At 47.3% G+C, this 18,510-nt stretch carries 13 protein-coding genes; 3 read left to right on the forward strand and 10 right to left on the reverse strand.

The genetic code is table 11. The features are described from left to right. Nucleotides 1-367: 367 nt before the first annotated feature. The 3 genes from AC6I7T_RS16960 to AC6I7T_RS16970 all read right to left on the reverse strand — a co-directional run bounded on the left by AC6I7T_RS16960 (nucleotide 368) and on the right by AC6I7T_RS16970 (nucleotide 3,096). On the reverse strand, nucleotides 368-997 hold the full coding sequence (locus AC6I7T_RS16960; protein ID WP_497788531.1) for a methyltransferase domain-containing protein: 630 nt from the start codon (nucleotides 995-997) through the stop codon (nucleotides 368-370). Between the two features lie 75 nt (nucleotides 998-1,072). Then, a complete protein-coding gene (locus tag AC6I7T_RS16965) occupies nucleotides 1,073-1,861 on the reverse strand; it encodes a glycosyltransferase family 2 protein (RefSeq protein ID WP_497788532.1) in 789 nt (262 codons plus the stop codon). Further along, complete coding sequence (locus AC6I7T_RS16970) at nucleotides 1,798-3,096, reverse strand: lanthionine synthetase LanC family protein (protein WP_497788534.1); 1,299 nt, start codon at nucleotides 3,094-3,096, stop codon at nucleotides 1,798-1,800. Before AC6I7T_RS16970 ends, AC6I7T_RS16965 begins: the two co-directional genes overlap by 64 nt. Nucleotides 3,097-3,591: 495 nt before the next feature. On the opposite strand from AC6I7T_RS16970, the gene AC6I7T_RS16975 reads away from it, so the two are divergent. Further along, a complete protein-coding gene (locus AC6I7T_RS16975; protein ID WP_497788535.1) occupies nucleotides 3,592-4,971 on the forward strand; it encodes a radical SAM protein in 1,380 nt (459 codons plus the stop codon). A gap of 141 nt (nucleotides 4,972-5,112) precedes the next feature. Continuing rightward, the gene (locus AC6I7T_RS16980) at nucleotides 5,113-5,337 is read left to right on the forward strand and encodes a hypothetical protein (protein WP_497788536.1); all 225 of its coding nucleotides are present in this window, start codon (nucleotides 5,113-5,115) and stop codon (nucleotides 5,335-5,337) included. 537 nt (nucleotides 5,338-5,874) lie between these two features. Here the strand turns inward: AC6I7T_RS16980 and AC6I7T_RS16985 are convergent. The 5 genes from AC6I7T_RS16985 to AC6I7T_RS17005 all read right to left on the reverse strand — a co-directional run bounded on the left by AC6I7T_RS16985 (nucleotide 5,875) and on the right by AC6I7T_RS17005 (nucleotide 14,611). Next, entirely contained in the window at nucleotides 5,875-6,771 is an 897-nt protein-coding gene (locus AC6I7T_RS16985) for a class I SAM-dependent methyltransferase (protein WP_497788537.1), read from the reverse strand. A 232-nt stretch (nucleotides 6,772-7,003) separates the two neighbouring features. Then, nucleotides 7,004-8,638, reverse strand: coding sequence for a hypothetical protein (locus tag AC6I7T_RS16990; RefSeq protein WP_497788538.1), 1,635 nt, complete (start codon nucleotides 8,636-8,638; stop codon nucleotides 7,004-7,006). A 194-nt stretch (nucleotides 8,639-8,832) separates the two neighbouring features. Beyond that, nucleotides 8,833-10,161: a hypothetical protein gene (locus tag AC6I7T_RS16995; protein ID WP_497788540.1), complete on the reverse strand. Its 1,329-nt coding sequence runs from the start codon at nucleotides 10,159-10,161 to the stop codon at nucleotides 8,833-8,835. 142 nt (nucleotides 10,162-10,303) lie between these two features. After that, nucleotides 10,304-11,695, reverse strand: coding sequence for a sigma-54 dependent transcriptional regulator (locus tag AC6I7T_RS17000; RefSeq protein WP_497788541.1), 1,392 nt, complete (start codon nucleotides 11,693-11,695; stop codon nucleotides 10,304-10,306). 336 nt (nucleotides 11,696-12,031) lie between these two features. Next, nucleotides 12,032-14,611: an ADOP family duplicated permease gene (locus tag AC6I7T_RS17005; RefSeq protein WP_497788542.1), complete on the reverse strand. Its 2,580-nt coding sequence runs from the start codon at nucleotides 14,609-14,611 to the stop codon at nucleotides 12,032-12,034. Nucleotides 14,612-14,810: 199 nt separating this feature from the next. Here AC6I7T_RS17005 and AC6I7T_RS17010 point away from each other — a divergent pair, with 199 nt between their 5' ends. After that, a complete protein-coding gene (locus AC6I7T_RS17010; RefSeq protein WP_497788543.1) occupies nucleotides 14,811-15,143 on the forward strand; it encodes an outer membrane beta-barrel protein in 333 nt (110 codons plus the stop codon). Nucleotides 15,144-15,240: 97 nt separating this feature from the next. Here the strand turns inward: AC6I7T_RS17010 and AC6I7T_RS17015 are convergent, their stop codons facing one another. Continuing rightward, nucleotides 15,241-17,394, reverse strand: coding sequence for a molybdopterin-containing oxidoreductase family protein (locus tag AC6I7T_RS17015; protein WP_497788544.1), 2,154 nt, complete (start codon nucleotides 17,392-17,394; stop codon nucleotides 15,241-15,243). A 67-nt stretch (nucleotides 17,395-17,461) separates the two neighbouring features. After that, a complete protein-coding gene (locus AC6I7T_RS17020; protein ID WP_497788545.1) occupies nucleotides 17,462-18,487 on the reverse strand; it encodes a CsgG/HfaB family protein in 1,026 nt (341 codons plus the stop codon). Nucleotides 18,488-18,510: the final 23 nt, after the last annotated feature.

Consider the following 18,510-nt stretch of genomic DNA (forward strand, 5'->3'; position numbering starts at 1 on the left):
TATTTTCGCGGGATTTTGCCAGATAAGCTTCCCGGGCTGTTGACCGGCTGTCAATAGCTTCTTCCGTTCTTCGGGAAGCTTGTTTTACCGCAGCTGTTAGCCCATGGATCGAAGCTTCGGATGAAGGAAGGGTGTTTACCTGATCACACAGGCGAAGATTATGCCAGCTCATGTCACGATCTATGACTATGAGACCTTGCTGTCGAAGAAGAACCAACGCCTCACCGGTGCAAGACGAGATCCAGGATTGAGCGTGCTAGCGAGCGATAGATGTCGGTTCACATCAGTCTGTCAAAAGGCATCGTCCCGGCCACAGCTATCATCTCCTCAACTGTCATCCGAACTAATAACCCAACAGGGATCTATCTCACTCGCCACACTTCGTTGCGAGAACACATACTTCCTCCTCGGGGCGTATGTGAGTGAATGGCTCACTAGCCAGTGGATCACTTATACTGATCTCTGAAATAGCTTCGAAACAACCGGCACGCTTAAGCTGATGTTTCACCCCTAAAAAGTCATAGCACCACTTATGGCTCTCGTAGGACATGCTATGGGCAAAGATCGAGAAATAACAACTAGCGGGGGCATCTTTCGGAATTCTCTCACTAGCCCATTCGACATAACCCGGCCAGTGCCTATAATCATTATTTAAATACCTGGCGATATGAACACGCAAATCTGGCACGGTAATGAGCAGATAGCCACCTTTTTGCAGCAGGCGTCCACAATTCTGAATTGCAAGCAATCCGTCTTCATAGGAAAGATGTTCGAGAGCGTGATGCATTCTTACCAGATCATATTTGCCCAGAGACAAAAACTGAGCTTCTGACAATATCCTAATGTCATGGCGAAAGTACCTCTCGCGAGCTTCCAATGGAACTAACCCATTGGCAAACACATCCATATAATGAAAGCCGTCTTCAAAGTAGCCGCCGCAACCCACGTCCAGCCATCTACATTTTGATTCTTGCATTAATTGCGACCGGAGATTCATATCTTATCTTTTCTTATTATGCACTTGCACTTTACTTACTATCGGTCTTGCATCAGTCCATCTTTCAAAACGGACCTAATTACCCCTTGACTTCTGAAGCAGGAAGTCCCGGTCCTCAGGTGGAAGGTGTGGTTCGGACACTCTGTACCATCCATTACGATCCATATACTGCCCACAAATAAATTGCCAAGTAGCCCTCGAATGCCGAACATAAATATACTGCTCTCGATCTTCAATGGCGTCGAGAACAGCACCTTCCTGATGGCAAAAATAGAGGAAAAGGCCATCCTCTCCCAACGAAAGATTAGGATATCGAGTCGAGCTATTGAAAAGAGATCGTTTGTACATCAACGTCCCCCCATGAACGTTACCAATGAACATTCGTTCAAAAGTAGGCCTGTCACAACGCCAAAATGCCCATCGGCGAAGATCTAGGAACACACAGTCCTGAAACGCGCAAACATCGGCCCTGTTCCCCAAAATCGACCTTGCCTGCAAACTAAGTCTAGAAGATCCATACCAATCATCATCATCCCAGTGGGCTATAATCTCACCGTCTGCTGCTTCACAAGCGATATTGCGCTTTTCACCGATACTTGTTCCTGGAGGTACATGAATATATCGGATATCTTCGGAACACTGTGACGTGTCAAGAATATCAATAGAATCATCCACTATGATCATTTCCTTAAAGGGATAATCTTGTCGATGAAACATTGCTAAAGACCGCCGCACATAGTCATGCCTATTCCCAGTAGGCATAATACAACTTATTATCGGCTCTGTACCCATGCCTTGACTCATATAGCTTGCATTAACTCCGTATCTGCGCGTTTGGCGGATGCGAGGAATATTCTGTCCCATGTGGGTTCCTGATCCGATATACCAGCCAGCAATGTTAAGCCAATTCCCGCACAGCCATCCAGAAGCCCGAAAAATGAAAACTGCGCGCTCTCGAATCCCCCGATACCTCTTCCGGGTTTTCTCGCTTTTAGCAATTCCCGATACCAATATGTACTCGCATCCGCGAATTCAGGATCTCCTGTCGATTGGAACATTCTATTGAATATATGCGCTCGACCCGCAAGCCCGTTGTAGAACCCGCAGTCGGTTCGACCCTTTCTTTCAATGTTCGGCATGCGCCTTTGTGCCTCTCTGCGAGCTACGGTCAAAGCAAGCTCAAGCCATTCTGCATTGCGAAAACCTTGCGCTATATTCATCATCACCATAGCACTGCCTAAATCACCGCTAGCCCATGCAGTTGAGTTCCTAGGGGTATTTATCCCAAGATATCCAGGTAATATACCTGGGAATATGCTGTCACCAGGACAAAGTACATCCTGCGAAGGATTGCAATAGGTCTGGAGAGAGGTAAAAGCTCGGCCCATCAATTCAGAAGAAGACTCTTTACCTATCGCAGCTTCATGAAATGCCCAAAGGGCCCCGATTATTCCAGCCGTCCCGAAAGCTATATTTGTAGAACATACAGGAATCGATATTTCCGGAGCCACACGGCGAGCGAGAGAGCTTAAGTGCGGCGAAATCTCCCAGGCGATTCCTCCCCCGATACTAATTGCCGACCTCCTAATTCTATCAAGGAGCAGTTCAGGCAATTCTCTTCCTATGAATCTAGGAGTGGCCTCAATTATTGCGATACTTGCCCCGGCTAACCCTTCTATAAATGAGAGTGAGGTCCACTCTATAGTCTCGCAATCTTGCAGACGCAAAGCATCTATAGCCCCGGGAAGCAGTCGATAACATCCGATATCGTCCAAGTAGGACAACAACCACACTAGTCCAATTTTCCCTAAGAATAGAGTTCCAGATACATCTTCGGCATGGGATAGACTAATAGCTCTATAAATATACTGTTCTGCACTTCTGATTCGACGATCATCAAAGTACGCCCTTCCATATATCATTTGGAATAAGGCCAACCCGGCGTCCCCACCTCCGAGCGAAAGGGGTGCCGTCCTCTCGGACCCTAAACACCACGTATGATCCCGAGGGAATTTTGTAGCTCGCGCGATTTCATGTATAGCTTCCTCCGCTTCCTCCTTCAATTTCCCACTCAGTATCCCATGCCATTTGCCTATCATATCTTCTGACTTCCTTGCTTATTTCCTATGCCCCGTTCGATCCTCACAGTTGCTGACATTTCAACCTTCGGAATAATAGATCTTGCTGGCGCTACATCCAGGATCACCTTAGCTCAGGCTCTCAACATGCAAGCCTCAATGCCTTCATAATCTCCCGCTATAACGGGCCATCCTAGCAGAAGTCTCCCCTGCTTAGCAGTTCTATTTACAACGTGTTCGAATTCGAACATTGAATCTCGTTTCCGAACGTTCGGCACTCAGCTCCTTGAATACGATATTCATGGGACCCTGATTTTACAGGGTATTACGATTCGTGTTTGGCCATTCACCTGCTAGAGACCTACTGACGCGGTTATAACGCCGTATGTAAGATGAAGATTTTCCACATATCGCGCTACTACCCTTGCACAGTAAAGCAGGAGTTGAAGTCTCATGAAGATAGGCTTCAATCCTATTATTTCCTTACGATGTGCTGTATGCATAATGGAGCTAGACATGCCTGAAACGTCAGTATCAATAGATCACCCAGTTACTTATAAGCCATCTCGTTTTAATGCGCATACCTATATTGCTGACGAAAAAGTCCTCGTTGTATTTAATACCCTTACAGGATGCGCTTGTGGGATATCGGAACCAGGAGCAGAACTGGCATCGGCTCTATTAGCAAAGAGCACGATCCCCGGTCCTCTTACCAAGATGGGGGAGTATCTCTATAAGAGACACTACCTCGTGGAAGATGAAGTCGACGAAGATGCATCTCTAGACTTGATGCATGGACTGCTGCATTATCGATCCGATCTGCTCCATCTTCTTTTGCTTACAACGGAAGAGTGCAATTTTCGTTGTCGTTACTGCTCACAAAAATTCAAGCGCACATTGATGGAACCAGAAGTGCGTCGACGTGTTGTCCGTCTGGTTATGAACAGGGCCAAAACGATCCGTCGTCTTCAAGTAGATTGGTTCGGAGGTGAGCCACTATTGGGAACTGAGGTCATCTCCGAGCTGTCGGAGATTTTCCTGGAAACATCTGCAAGAGAAGGTTTTCAGTATAGTGCAGGCATTTCCACTAATGGTCTGCTATTGAGCCCCAAGATGGCAAGAAATCTCCTTGACTGGCAAGTCAAGCAATACCAGGTTACTGTTGATGGTATGGCCCAAGAACATCACAAACACAGGATTCATCGCGATGGAATCGAGACCTTTGAAACCATAGTCTCGAATATTATTGCGATGCGCGAATTTCCGGATGAATTTACTGTTTATATTAGAAGCAATATTGACCACGATAATTACGATTCCGTCCGTGAACTTTATACATACCTCTCCGATAAGTTAGGGGGTGATCCGCGATTCGTCCTTAGGCCTTATCCGGTCGGTAAGTGGGGTGGACCCCACGATTCTGAGTTCGAGGGTATCAGCGGCGCAGATTGGGCTAAATCATTAGGAAATCTTCTTGGCGATAGTAGCAAAATAGGACTCTCCCCACAGCGTCAATTGTTGGAACTGCGGCCAAACGGATATAGTATTTGCTACGCTAGCCGTCCGTACTCACTGACAATTGGTTCTGATGGCAAAGTTATGAAGTGTACAAATGTACTCGATAATAACGAGAATAATATTGTGGGTACACTCCTTGAGGATGGGTCGATCGAGTATGATAGCACTCGTCTACTAAAGTGGATTTCTCCGCGTCATCGTTCTGATAAAAAATGTTCAAAATGTTTTTATTCTCCTGTCTGCCAGGGCTTATCTTGTCCCTTACCAAGAGCTAATGGTAATCAAGCAGTTTGTCCGCCAGCCAAGAAGAACATTCACCAGACATTACAAAACATGTGGAAACAAGAAAAGCTTAAGGGCAACACAGTATCTCTGTAATGCACAATGAATGTCGGACTAACTGGATTGCGGGAGTATCGAATCCTCAAACCATCTTTAGGAATTCTTCATCCTGGAACTGATTGCAATCATCAGTTCCGCACCCTATTCGCAAACTTATTTTGTACTGGGAGGAAAACCATGCAAGACAAAAATGACGATATCATCCTTTCGGAGCGCGCATTCGAAATTATAGAACTGGATGACAGACTAGATCTAACTTCAGACCCGCTGAGTGCAACGCTCCTCTCCATGGGCTTCTGGGACGCCGGATGTGGTGCTAACATTGGCAGCTGTCCGACCACCAATCCCGGTTGTACACCCAATGGAAACTGTGTCGCTGGCTGCGCATGCCCAGCCAGCTAATTTCCAGTCTGTAATATTAGATACATACTGGGCTTAACACTCCGATCGCGGATCCATGCTGTATTCAGATTCTGGCATGGATCTGCGATCCAATTATCAAAAGGGTGACCTCGCGACTGTCGTTTTTAGTTGTGTTTGATAACTATCTTTGGTCCATCTTTGGAAGGTTAAAAGAACAAGCTTTCGTAGGATAGAGAGGGCACTAGGATTCGGGCTGAAGTGTAGCGGAAGATCCAGTCCCCGCGTGAGCGAGTTTTCAACCCGCCTTCTTGCCCTTGCTTTTCTCGACTGTGCGGCGGAAGGGATAGCTATTTGTCCCCGGCCTCGATAATGTACGCCTGATCGGTAGCCCGATCCAACAACGCTTTACAGAACCCTCTAACCCAGAGATTTTCTATGTCTTCTATTTCAATAGAAATATTTACCCGCTGGGAGATATGCTGAAGAAAGCCATTTCCCTTAACAGCTAATCAGGCAGCGACTCCTTTTAAAATTTAAGCGCACTGGAGATAGGTAATATCTCACATATATGTCATATCATATTTCTATTATTTCAGACATGTTCATCCTTACCACGGGAGAGCACTCACTTGGTCTCCTCATTCGGAATTCAAGCAACATCCAATACATCATTCCCCCCCTCTTCTCTTGATCGAGATTGAGAAGAGCTTCTTCTAGTGCCATCCACGGGTCCCTTGCAGAAGTATCTAGATTCGAGCGAATGTATTCCTCAAAGAAATAGGACCGTGCAAATTCGATGCCAAACCTATATCTTCGGCGAAAGATCCAAGCACCATTAATTGTTAAAGTCGCTCCTCCGAAAGGGAAGCAGTCAAATAACCGCATGTACCCCTTTGCGTGGTTGATGCAATTGCCAAAGACGTCCTTTTCAGATAGGTGGCCATAGTGCAGAAGATTGAAGAAGGGATGTGTCTCATCTAACTGAGCCTTGGACTCAAGAGCAAAGAAGCTGCCACCTGGATTTAAGCTTGAGCAGATTCCGCGTATTGCCATGACAGAATCAAGCCAATGAAACCCCTGAGAAATGGTTATCACGTCGTAGCGCGACCTATGAAATACAAGATGGTTGCAATCGTAGGTGCAGTACTTTACCCGCATGTGCCGCTTTTTGGCGACCATACGTGCGTATTGAAGAAAGTTGTTATTTACGTCCACACCTATCACGCGAGAACTTGCATTAGCAAGTTGAAGTGCAAGCGAGCCCGGACCTGTGGCCATATCAAGGACTTTTGTTTTCGAGTTTATGCCTGCTGCATCAACTACTTTGGCTCCAATTGCGGTGGGAATATCACGAGCGTGGTAGTAAAACGAAATCATGGATGGGGAATAAAGGTCACGATGTGTCTCTCGAGATATGAGAGCACCGAACCCGATCAGCTTCTGCAATGCAATGTCGCTGCCAGAACAGTACACATCCTTCTCTTCATCGGAGTCACCCTGACAGTATCTCTTTGCGAGCACTTCAGTGGGCGATACATATTCATCTGAAGGGAACGCCAAGAATAATCTATATGTATACTTGTTCACATAGATCGATCTTTCCGGCCTTGTGAAATGGTAGAGGACTACGCCACCTTGTCGATAGTTTAGGGCTGCTATCGATAAAGATCGCCGGAGATATGTTTCCCGATAGTCACAGCAGAGCTCAGTCATGAAAGGTCCTATCCCCGATTTCAGAGGTAAACGCGCCACTCCGTGCAGTATCCACGAACCGAGGCCACTCTTCCAATAGCTGTCCAAACCGCTTCAGCCTCATTTGTAGGCACGGCAGCATTTCGTCCAAACTCCCTAGTTCAAGAATACGAAGGATTTTGCCGAACCCAGCTTCCCGCCTGACTCCGTTCACAAATTCCTCAAGATAGGATCTCCATTCGTCTGGGTAATCAAAGTTAGGGAGCAATTTGCTTTCTATCCAGTTAATATGTCTTGCTTGGTAAGATGCTATAGACTCCCTTACGAGCTTGGCAAACCGATATTTCGGATGGTTGCTCATTTCAATGAAACATTCACCGAGAATAGTGAGTGCCGTACTCGTGTTCTCATACGGGAGTTTCATTTGTACATCAGCAATCAAGGAGATAATCAGATCGGAAGCGCGAATTGATTCTGGTCTGTAAAATCTCTTTTCATAAACACGGTCCCGAACTTCATGAACAACCCCCCACGGATAGTGCAAATAGACAGAGGACGGTGAACACTTTGAGACCAACGCGCCAAAAATTCCGTCTTCATTCCTCCAAAAAGGTAGAAAAGGTGGTAATGTTCGCCGATTGTCCATTGCTATACAAGTGGCAATACAGATAGGTTGATGGGTGATTGTCAAACATTGAACTCTTCTTACTACCTGAGCACTATTCAATGCGCACCTGAAGTTATCAACGTTTGATGCCATCCATTTTCGGGTGACGCCTTCACTAAACAAAGACGAAAAGGGTGACGCGAATCCGGAATCTCCCGCAATTCCAGGAAAGGCCAGCAAGACATGGTTAGCGGTTTGCGTCCCATTGGAGCCAAAAATCATGTGATCACAGGCTTGTTGCCAGTCAATGGATAAACTGTTAGCTAGTTGAGAGACCGTTTTCCCTAAGCTCTTTTCGATTTCTAGAACGATATTGGGTCCAGGAGTAGATCTTGCTGTGACGACATCATCTAGGCTATTAATCGGTAGAACATCTATTATATGACCATGCCCAATCATATCTATACTAGACTCTATCGGATCTAAGCACCAGGTTGAGGCAACAGTATCATCATCTGCGCATAACATCAGCTGTCCGGCAGTAAGCAACTCCATCAGATTTCTGGATGCTCCCACAGTGTTTTCCCTGGAATCACCCAGAAGCGCAAACTCAAGTATAGATCTCTCTTTTGCATTCTTCGCCAATCTGCGAATGAGTTGGTTGCGATCCCGCCTCCTCCAATAGCACACTTCAATCCCCGTCTTCTCCCCGACTTCCCGAGATGTGGAGCAATTAAGAATGGCAGAGGTCGGCTGCCGTGAATCATCGACCACCACTAATCGCACCTGACGTTGCGATCTCGCGATTTGTTCGGCATAGGACTCAAGAGCGCGACGAAAAGGGCCAGAACGATCACAGGTTATAATTCCAATCGTCTCTAACTTATCTTCGGTTTCCGCTAACTCACAACCTGTTGAGGCCCAGATTGATTGCAAATCCACGAGGAGTCCTTCAGCCCATAAGCCTCTCAACAATTTCATGATTTCGGGCACATCGCAGTTCTTAACCTGTGAAGCGACTAACGAAGCATGTTCTGGCATTGTCCGCGGTATCGAGCAGAGTTTAAGAATGGCAATTACACTATGTCTCACCTCTACTGGATACGGCTTCCACTCTGAAATCAAGATTACATTTCGCCCGCACGGCTCAATTGAGGATATTGGAATCGACCGAATGAGCCCTTCCCTTCCCTGCAAGCCTCGGCCTCTTTCCTGAGAACTTTGAGATTCTTTAATTAAGTCCACGATGATTTGTCCCCGGCAGCTTCTGTATCCTTAGCTAACGGTTGCTCTTGATGTCTACCGTAATAGCCAAGGCTGAGTGAATATAGCCCTTTGAAGATTTGACCGAAGATGGTTATTGGCCAGACAAGTGGAACAGCAACCAATATGATTCTTATTAATAGAATCAGTCCGTTGAAAACAGCATGTCTACCGTCTTTCGTTATCATTAGCATTTGAGTAAACAGAATGGGCATATCTCTTATGACCATCGGTGCATACCTAGTAAGGAGGAAATAGAATGCACTACCCATGAAGCAGACGAATAATACGTAATAGACGAAATAGGTGGCGACCACAGTTGTGCTGGCACTGAATAATCTTGGCACGGGTGCACGGTATATTTTGAGCAAACCTAGGAGCCATAAAGAAACCTCTTTATGGCTTGTCATAAGGTTTGGTATCCCGATAAGATCAGTCACAATCCAGTACCCGTCCATACGGATAAACGGATTCAAATTCATTACAAGCGTAAGATCACATGATAAAGCCAGCAAACCTGCGACAGGAGATCTATTAAAGAAGAAAACAATTATAGCTATAGTCGATACAATTAAAGTGAAGAACATTCCTCCAACATCCACAACCATTCTCTCCTTGCGAGGAGCCTTCCACACCTTACTGACATCGCAAAAAAAACTTACAAAAATGAGGTAAACTCCTGCACCGATTGGTCCTGGCTTAATACCTCTTGATATGCATGCGCCAGCATGACCGAGCTCGTGAAATAAAAGAGCCATGTACGATAACCCAATCAGAGATAGCATCTGTGTTTGGGTAAGGTGGTGGATCCATCTATATAGCATAGATAAATGTTGTTGGTAAAAGATCCCCTGAAGTGAAAATCCACAGAGCATAGAAATAAATAACAAACTATGGGGCATCCTGAAGAATGCTGACAGTGGTCTAGCGCACCTGTTTACTATTTCCGCCGGCAGAATAGGAAAATATATAGAAAGATAGGAATTTCTAGGCGTGCCTCTTGACTTTGTACCTGTTCCAGATGGGTCACCTTCTGCAAAATCCTCAGGGATAAAGCACCCTATTTCCTTCAACCGCCTGAACAGGGTAGATGCTTCTGATTCTGAACATTTCAATGCCAGAAGGAGATATGTATTCCAATCACCATCTTCGTGCAACTCTCCTACCCGACGCAGGAGTTCGTCGCCGAGTACGCTTGGGAGCTGAAACTGACGGCCTGCAACAGTAGCTAGGCATACCCTTTTCTGAATTGCGGAATCAAATTCAGAGATATCAAAGTCTTCTATAATTCGATATTTCATCCAGAAATCCTGCGCTTAGATAACGCGCAATTAAGCAGTTGCTGACCAAAGAGTGTATAGCCATCTATGGGAAGCTCAGTTCTGACGATTATCGAGTCCACCCGACACGATTTGAAGGTACGCTCTCACCATCCTTCACATGTCACTCGACAGCTGTTTTCAATTCTTTCCACACATAGCTGGATTTAACATGGAAAGATAGGCCATATTTCTCCATTCTTCGATATAGGGAATTCCGACTAATTCCTAACGACGTTGCAGCTTGCGTGACATTACCCTGATAGCGTCTCAGAGCTTTTCGTATCAGAATTCGTTCTGCTGCGTCCAATGTAAGATTATCTATGCGTTCGTCATTGCGTTCTTGCTTCCGCAAGTCCAAGTCGCATGCTTGTATTTCTTCACCAGTACAAATTAACATCGCGCGTTCTATTGCATGCTCTAATTGACGAACGTTCCCCGGCCAGGGATACTCCAGGAGAGCTCGCATAGCCCCTCTTCCGACACCCTTAAGCGAACGTCTATATTTCGTCTTATACTTCGCCAAGAAGTGATTAGCTAGCTTTGGGATATCATCTCTTCGCTCCCTCAGCGGTGGAAGTCTTATTTCAACAGTATTCAATCTAAAGAAAAGATCTTCCCTGAATATGCCGGACCGTATCGCTGCATCTATATCCATATTAGTTGCAGAAATTACTCTGACATCTACTCGTCTGGGAATCGACGATCCTACTTTTTCTATCTCCCCGGTTTCCAAAACTCGAAGCAACTTGGCCTGTTGATTAAGAGGTACGTTTCCTATTTCATCGAGGAAAATCGTACCCCCATCAGCTAGTTCAAATCTTCCGACCCTTTCCGCGCGTGCATCAGTAAAGGCTCCTTTTACGTGTCCAAACAACTCACTTTCAAATGTCCCATCTGGCAGGCCACCGGTATTCACGGCTACCAGGGCACGCTGTTTTCGGGTGGAAAGCAAATGAAGCATTTGCGCAACGATCTCCTTCCCAGTTCCATGTTCACCAGTTATGAGAACGTTCGCGTCGGAAGGCCCCACACTTGTAATAAGTTCAAGTACCGGTTGCATAGACTCACTCTGTGCTATGAACTGCAGTTCGCCCCTGGTTCGATCAATGAGAGCCCTAGCTTCTCTGCTTCTCTGGCGTTGATTATCTCGAGCAACTTGGACGTGGGAGCTAATTCGTTCGAGGAGGCATACCTTATTCCATGGCTTCTGGATGAAATCGATAGCTCCTGAAACAATGGCTTGGACAGCCATTTCTACTCTATCTACCGACCCGGTTATGACCAACGGTATTCGTCTAGAAGAGGCAGTGAGGTTCACTAAGAGGTCCGGGAGCTTACGGTGATTTTCAGCTTGGCGGATTAAATCGAGGTCGACAAGTATCAGGTCGTGTACTTCGATCTCGACTGATTTGAGGGACGGGAAAGGTGTACTCAGGAGAGTTAATTTCCAACCGTATTGCCTAGCTAGATCCTCTATAATAGCGACCGAAGTGGAGTCTCCTACGACTGCCATTATCCTGAGCGGATCTCCTGAACACATCAGACGGATGGAAGTTTTTGTGGCGATACCCACGGTTCGCTTGATAGAACTTGATAGCAGCATTTCGCTCAGCTCCTGCGCGGCCTGCGTTTAGAAAATTTACAAGATAATTTCGCGTGATCGTATACCTTTTTATCTGCACGCGATTACTTTCTATATTTCTTCTAGCCGAAAATGCGAAGGATAGTAGGCATACTCGAAGTCATGCGCTCACACAATAAAGTGATGGAATGTACAATCTTCTTTGTTTTCTACAATCTTCTTCGTGACCGGAAGTGTATACACCTTTAGCAAGAGTATCCGCCATATTTACTCCCTACGCAGCACCTCTCCGGGACTTATTGCCGCTGCACGATATGCTGGAACGAGGGATGCGAATAGAGAAATTGCAAACATCGAGATAGCAGCAAGTAGAAAACTGAGCGGATCCGCCGGAGAGAGTTGGTAAAGCACAGATTTAAAAGGTCGCAATGCGATAAGGGTTAAAGGAACACCCACTATTACTCCAAGAGCTGAGATCAGGAGTGCCTCACGGATTGTCTTTGCCAAGACACTAAGACGGCTAGCTCCGAGGGCGATGCGAAGCCCTATCTCTGTTGAACGCTGGTTGGTATAGATCGAATGTATGCCTAATATGCCCGTGGCTACCAGTACAGCTGCGAGAACTCCAAAAAAAATTCCCATCGAAGCAAACATGCGTTGCGGCGCGTAAGACTGTCTGAACTGTTCCAATTGTGTCATGGGTTGTTCTAGGGGAACATCAGCATTAATAGATGCTACTGTCTTTTCAATCTCTGAGATCAGAGTATTCGACGGCCTTTCTGTATGTATCTCAATCTGCATAGTTCCAAGAAATGGAGACTGCCTGACCGGATAATAAGCCATTGGCATGGGTGGTTCATCTACTGATATGTACTTACTATCCTGGACGAGACCCACTATCGACGTTGACCCCAAATTGCCATTCAATACGTGACCTATCGGGCTTCTATTGCCAAAGAACTTTTTCGCGAATGTCTGGTTCACAATCACTACATGGGATGCCTCGTTCGAATCCGCGTCGGTTATATCTCTACCTGCGCGAATTGGAACACCTAAGGTGCGAAAGAAGTCAGTTCCTACGTAGTTACAGCGTAGCATCTCTCTATATGGGTTTCCATCAAGATAAAACCCTCTAACATTACTAGCCCCCCCGATACCAGGACGAACGAGCGCCATAGATACTGAGTCAATTCCATGAATGGTTCTGATTCTATCCGTCAAATTCCTGTAAAACATCTCTGAACTTACTGTTGCAGGCGGAGTTATACCAAAGACAATAAGTTTGTTGGCTTGCATACCGAGATCTTGATTAACATAATTCTGAAGAGTTCTCACCATAGAAATCGCCGCCACCAGCAGAACTAAGCCAAGTGAAATCTGGCCTACTAATAGCATTCGTGCTCCAGTGGTTTTCCTTGGCCCCAGCCATCCTCTCTGAGATGCCGATCTCAGTACTTCATTGACTTGGATACGCATCGTACTTTGAAATGGAACTATTCCAAAAAAAAGGATCGCTGTAATGGAGATAGCAGATGTGAAATATAGAACCTTATGATCGGGACTAAGACCGGTTTCAACTCCAGACCACCCTGCGAAAAGATGTGTCGCAAAAATAGTAAACACCCATGCCAATGCTGCTGAAATACAGACCAACAGCAAAGCTTCGCAGAGAAGTTGCCCTAACAGCCTTCTCCTGCTCGCGCCTAGCGCTTGCTTAATACTTAATTCAAGTATTCGGGTTTCATGCCTTGCTACAAGCATAATCGCCACGTTTGTACAGGTAATGATCAGTATCAATAGAACAAGAAGCATTAAAATGCGGAGAGGCGTCCGGAATTCCTTATCATATCCTGCAATTCCCCTAATCGGAATGAACTCCAGATGTGGTTGCCACTTATCTTTATCGTAGTGTCCTATCCCTGCTCGTACTGATTCACCAAAGGTCGTGGCCAGTCGACGCTCCGCTTGATCTGACGGAATTCCTGGTTTCAGACGAGCTATCAGGCGGAGACACCACCAGTTTGGGGAGCCGTAAAGGCTAACAGAGTCTGGAGGCGTACCCCAAGGATTTAGCTTCGAAGATTCTTGTAGTGGTATCCAAAAGTCTGTTCTTTTCTCTGCCTCGACGCCTAGGAATTTTCGATTGGTAACTCCCACAATAGTCATCGGTACACCTTTGACGTATAGGGTGCGCCCTAGTATATCGGAGTTCTTAGCAAAGCTTCGATTCCAATAGCCATAGCTAATCACAACAGCTGGCGCGTGGGATTTCTCCTGATCCAGAGTGAATCCGTGTCCCTTGACAAGGTCGACCCCAAGATTCTCGAAAAAGTCGCCACTTACTTCATCGCCAGACGCCTCTTCTGGTCTACCATCATGACGAACCGGAACCTTTCCGTTGCTTGATAACGGAGCAAATGCGACCAATTGTTGAAATACATCTTTTCGCCGGCGTAGAGACTCAAACGTGACTAGAGAGAAGGAGTTGTAATCATATCCAGAGATATTTACTCCGTCCGGCGGTTGCTGCTTCCTTTCCGTCTGGACGTAGACTAAAGATTCTGCTCGTCTTACGGGAAGTGTCCGGGCTAAAATTGCATTCATAATACTGAACGCCGCGGTATTGGCACCGATGCCAAGTAGCAGTGTCATTATCATTAAAAGCGTGAATCCAGGTGCCTTGAACAGATACCTCGCTGCATGTTTCAGTTGATGGAATATAGCCTCTACGAGATCACGTTGCCCTCTTCGGAAACATAGCATTCTCTTTCTGAACCCTTGTAATACCGCAATTAGATTGTCGCCTTGATCGTATTCAGGTCTTTCCCTATTCATATAGCCAGCCAACTAACGAACATACCCTCAATCGTAAAAACATCTTGGAAGACACTCGATTGTCTCCGAGTTCAAAACCTTCTAACAGATAAAAGTAGATGCCATGGTGTTATATGCCATTTACAGAAAAAGATAAAGAGGCATAATTTATATCCGTGACAACGATCACATTCTGACTTCGCCCTAAATTTCAGAAGATAGGTGATGTACTTTGGAATGGTTGGTCAGGGACGCTGAGGCTCCGCATAAGATTGTCGTCCGCGGCGCTTATGGACTCTTCTATGTTCCGCTCGGTATCAACCAGTGGGGCGCTCATGACTGGAGAGGATGGGGGACTTACAATGAAGATGCCAGCATTGTGAAGTCCTTCAGCATGGGGCCCGATGGAAAATACAAAGCCACTATCCGGGCCGAGTTCTTCGATGTCTTCAACCACCACTACTGGGGCGGTCCTGACACCAGCATCAATAATCCGACCTTCGGACACGTAACCTCTGTCTCTGGCAACCGCACAGGACAGTTCGGCGCACGTTTCGAGTGGTAATAACTTAAGAACAACTCCAAAGGCCCTGTTACTTTTTGTGGCAGGGCCTTTGTTCTTGATTTGGTGTCAAAGTTGTAAAAGCCACTTATACAAAGGTCTAATGGTTTTCTACCTTTCGCACCTCAACCAAGGTGGAATAGAACGTAGGCCCTCGACCGATATCCGTCAGCCGTTCGCTGGTTAGTACATTGATATTGTTGTTCTGACCGTCTGCTGCAAGCTTGTTCCAGTCGAGATGCCCGGCTACTACACCGGTAGGAATTGCGTCACTCAAGATTGCTCTCAGGCGCAGGCTACCCCGTCCGTTAAAGATTTCAAGCCAATCTCCATCCTGAATGCCGCGTACCGAGGCGTCCACGGGATGGATCTCTAGAGCGTGCAGAGTCTTTGCCTGCAGGTGGCGATGTCCGTCCAGATTGGCAAAGGTCGTGTTCATAAAGTTGTCAGCCTTCCGTCCGAGGAACTCGAGCGGATAGACTTTTGCCTCCGCCGAGTGACGAGATTCTTTTGCCGGATGGAAGATCGGAAGTGGGTCGAGCCCATTTGATTCGAAAGCTGGGGAGTAGAACTCGGCACGACCGCTCGGTGTCGGAAATCCTCCTTCGGCGAAGGGCATGAACGGCCTTCCGCTTCGCTCCTGGTCGAAGCCTAAACGGATGTGTCCCTCTTTTTCGAGGCGTTCCATAGTGATCTCCTGCATCCCTGGATTGCCCGAATGCCCATCCGCCTGTAGATGCAGAGCCTGCCGGATGATATCGTCTGCCGTGTCGTGGAAGCATTCTTCCTGAAAGCCCATCCGCTGGCCCAATTGACCAAACAACCAGACATTCGAGCGAGATTCCCCCAGTGGCTCGATAGCTTGTTGTGAGAGCTGGACGTAATAGTGCCCGTAAGCTCCCTGAATTTCTCTATGTTCCAGGAACGTTGTGGCAGGTAGAACGAGATCTGCATAATCCGTCGTGTCCGTAAAAAACTGTTCATGGACAATCGTGAACAGGTCGGGGCGGGTCAACCCTCGTAGGACGGCATTCTGGTTCGGTGCAACGGCAGCAGGATTGGAATTGTAGACAAAAAGGCCATGGATTCTGGGATTGTCTAACTCAGTAAGAGCTTGTCCCAGAGTAGACATGTTGACCATTCTGGATTCTCTGCCAAGAGGCGAAGCCAACATCAGATCCGGACGTTCAACAGCTTGTTTGTTCCATTGAAAGGCTCCCGAGGTGGAGAGCTGTAGTCCTCCGCCGAGATGTTTCCAGGCTCCGGTGAGGCAAGGCAGCATTGCGATTGCACGTACTGCGGCACCCCCATTTTCAGATCTCTGAACTCCATAGTTCACTCGGATTACAGTGGGTACGGTTGTTGCATATTCGCGTGCCAGACGTTCGATTTCGTCCGTGCGAAGACCTGTCCATGCCGAAACCTTCTCCGGTGTGTATTGCTGAACATGGTCTCGAAGCCTGTCGAATCCGTAGGTGTATTTGTCGATGTACTCGCGGTCTTCCAAGCCATCACGCAAGAGGACATGCATCATTCCCAACGCGAGTGCGGTATCGGTTCCGGGCCGAATAGCAACATGCCAGTCAGCCAGCCGGGCAGTTCGCGTGCGGTAAGGATCGATAACGATCAGTCGTGCTCCCTCTCGTCGAGCCTGTTCCACTTGTGGCCAAAGATGAATGTTGTTTCCATGGATATTGGCTCCCCAAGCGACGATCAGTTTGGCATGGTGAAAGTGTTCCGTATCTGTTGCCAGCTTGCGCCCGTAGACAGATAACACGGCATCTCCACCAGCCTCCGCACAGATGGTTCGATCCAGACGGGAGGCCCCGAGGCGATGAAAGAACCTGCGATCCATCGATCCATAGCCAAGCACGCCAATAGTTCCGGCATAGCTATAGGGCAGAATGCATTCCGGTCCGTACGATTCCGACAGGGACTGCAACTTTTTTGCTGCGAGATCCAGTGCTTCGTCCCAGGAGATACGCTCGAAAGATGCCGCCTCTTTCCCGCGTGGCAGAGGACCTTTAGGTGCGTCCTTGCGGCGGCGCATGGGGTAAAGCAGCCTATCAGGGGAATAGACACGGTCGAGATATTTCGCGACCTTACCGCAGAGAAATCCTCTCGTAACCGGATGTGCAGGATCGCCTTGCACTTTAATTGCGCGTCCTTCGTTGTTTACTGTGACCAGAACTCCGCAGGAGTCGGGGCAATCGTGGGAGCAGACGGCATGGATGATGGAAAAAGGGGGCGTCACAAGGGGATTTTATAGCCCTTGGCCCCGAGCTCCTAGCAGTTTGCCAAAGCTTTGGATCAAGAGCTATTTAGTTTTGTCTTGGCATATTCTTGACTGTGTCGTTGACCGCAACCTTGCCTGTTCCACTGAAGCGTCCGACGGCGGAGTCGAACTCTACGCTCGTGATTGTGATTTGCCCGATCGTATCTTCAAGAGTGCGAATCACTTTCCCTGTCGAGGGGTCTTTGATTAGTTTTGTGGTGCGTGTGATGAGCAAGGTGTCCCCGAGATGAACGTTGTTTGTAGTACCCACGTTGATCGTGACGTCTGAGCCGGATACATCGGCGACCAAGCCGGAGATCGGAACCGGCTCGCTGGCAGGCATTGAACTTGAACGTTGTTCCAGGGCCAGGGCAAGTTGATTGATCGCTTGCATTACAGCTTCTCCCAAAACCGTTTGAGGGAAATTAGAGCTTCTCATTCCGGCAATGATTCCTGAAGAAGGACCTCCGCTAAGTAAATTGACCCCGGCATGAATGGATTCCCCTCTGACGGCAACCGAGGCAAGAATCTCGCCGGTATTGACGTCGATCATATGGGCATTAATGCCCACAATAGCTTTGCTCTTCTGTGGTGATCCTCCCGCGGGCCGAAGTTTATGGAGCGCTCCGAAGATTCCTCCGCTCTTATTTTCAGTTCGTCCAAATTGTGTAACTTCACCGGTAACGATTGCGTCTATTCCGAAATAGCGAATGATCGGATCTACGCCAAGGACTTTGCCTACCTTTGTCGCAGTGAGTGCTGCGAAGGGATCGCGAGGATTGCCTGGCATACCTCGATCCTCCGGAAAGATGGGACGTTCCGACAGCACGCGATTAATTGCATTCCGTTCAATGACCTTATAGGCGCCATCGTTTGTGAGGTGATCGGCAAGCATATCAGAAAGCTCTCTTCCGACGTTCTGATTCGATCCGAAGATTGCCTGCGCTCCTGTGAGGACCCCTGCATGATCGAAATCCAGGATTGCGATTCGATGTTTGGCAGGTAGTTGCTGTCCTACAGCAAGGGAACAAGCGAGAAAAAATGCAACAATTGCGCGCGATACCGATTTCATTCCTTCTCCTCTGTCGGATTACT

Source organism: Humiphilus diazotrophicus (assembly GCF_059726315.1).

Coding starts and splice junctions, on each gene's coding strand:
- AC6I7T_RS17020 (WP_497788545.1), bottom strand. CDS start 18,487: ATGAAATCGGTATCGCGCGCAATTGTTGCATTTTTTCTCGCTTGTTCC.
- AC6I7T_RS16990 (WP_497788538.1), bottom strand. CDS start 8,638: ATGCCAGAACATGCTTCGTTAGTCGCTTCACAGGTTAAGAACTGCGAT.
- AC6I7T_RS16960 (WP_497788531.1), bottom strand. CDS start 997: ATGAATCTCCGGTCGCAATTAATGCAAGAATCAAAATGTAGATGGCTG.
- AC6I7T_RS16975 (WP_497788535.1), top strand. CDS start 3,592: ATGCCTGAAACGTCAGTATCAATAGATCACCCAGTTACTTATAAGCCA.
- AC6I7T_RS16970 (WP_497788534.1), bottom strand. CDS start 3,096: ATGATAGGCAAATGGCATGGGATACTGAGTGGGAAATTGAAGGAGGAA.
- AC6I7T_RS16995 (WP_497788540.1), bottom strand. CDS start 10,161: ATGAAATATCGAATTATAGAAGACTTTGATATCTCTGAATTTGATTCC.
- AC6I7T_RS16965 (WP_497788532.1), bottom strand. CDS start 1,861: ATGGGACAGAATATTCCTCGCATCCGCCAAACGCGCAGATACGGAGTT.
- AC6I7T_RS16980 (WP_497788536.1), top strand. CDS start 5,113: ATGCAAGACAAAAATGACGATATCATCCTTTCGGAGCGCGCATTCGAA.
- AC6I7T_RS17000 (WP_497788541.1), bottom strand. CDS start 11,695: ATGGCAGTCGTAGGAGACTCCACTTCGGTCGCTATTATAGAGGATCTA.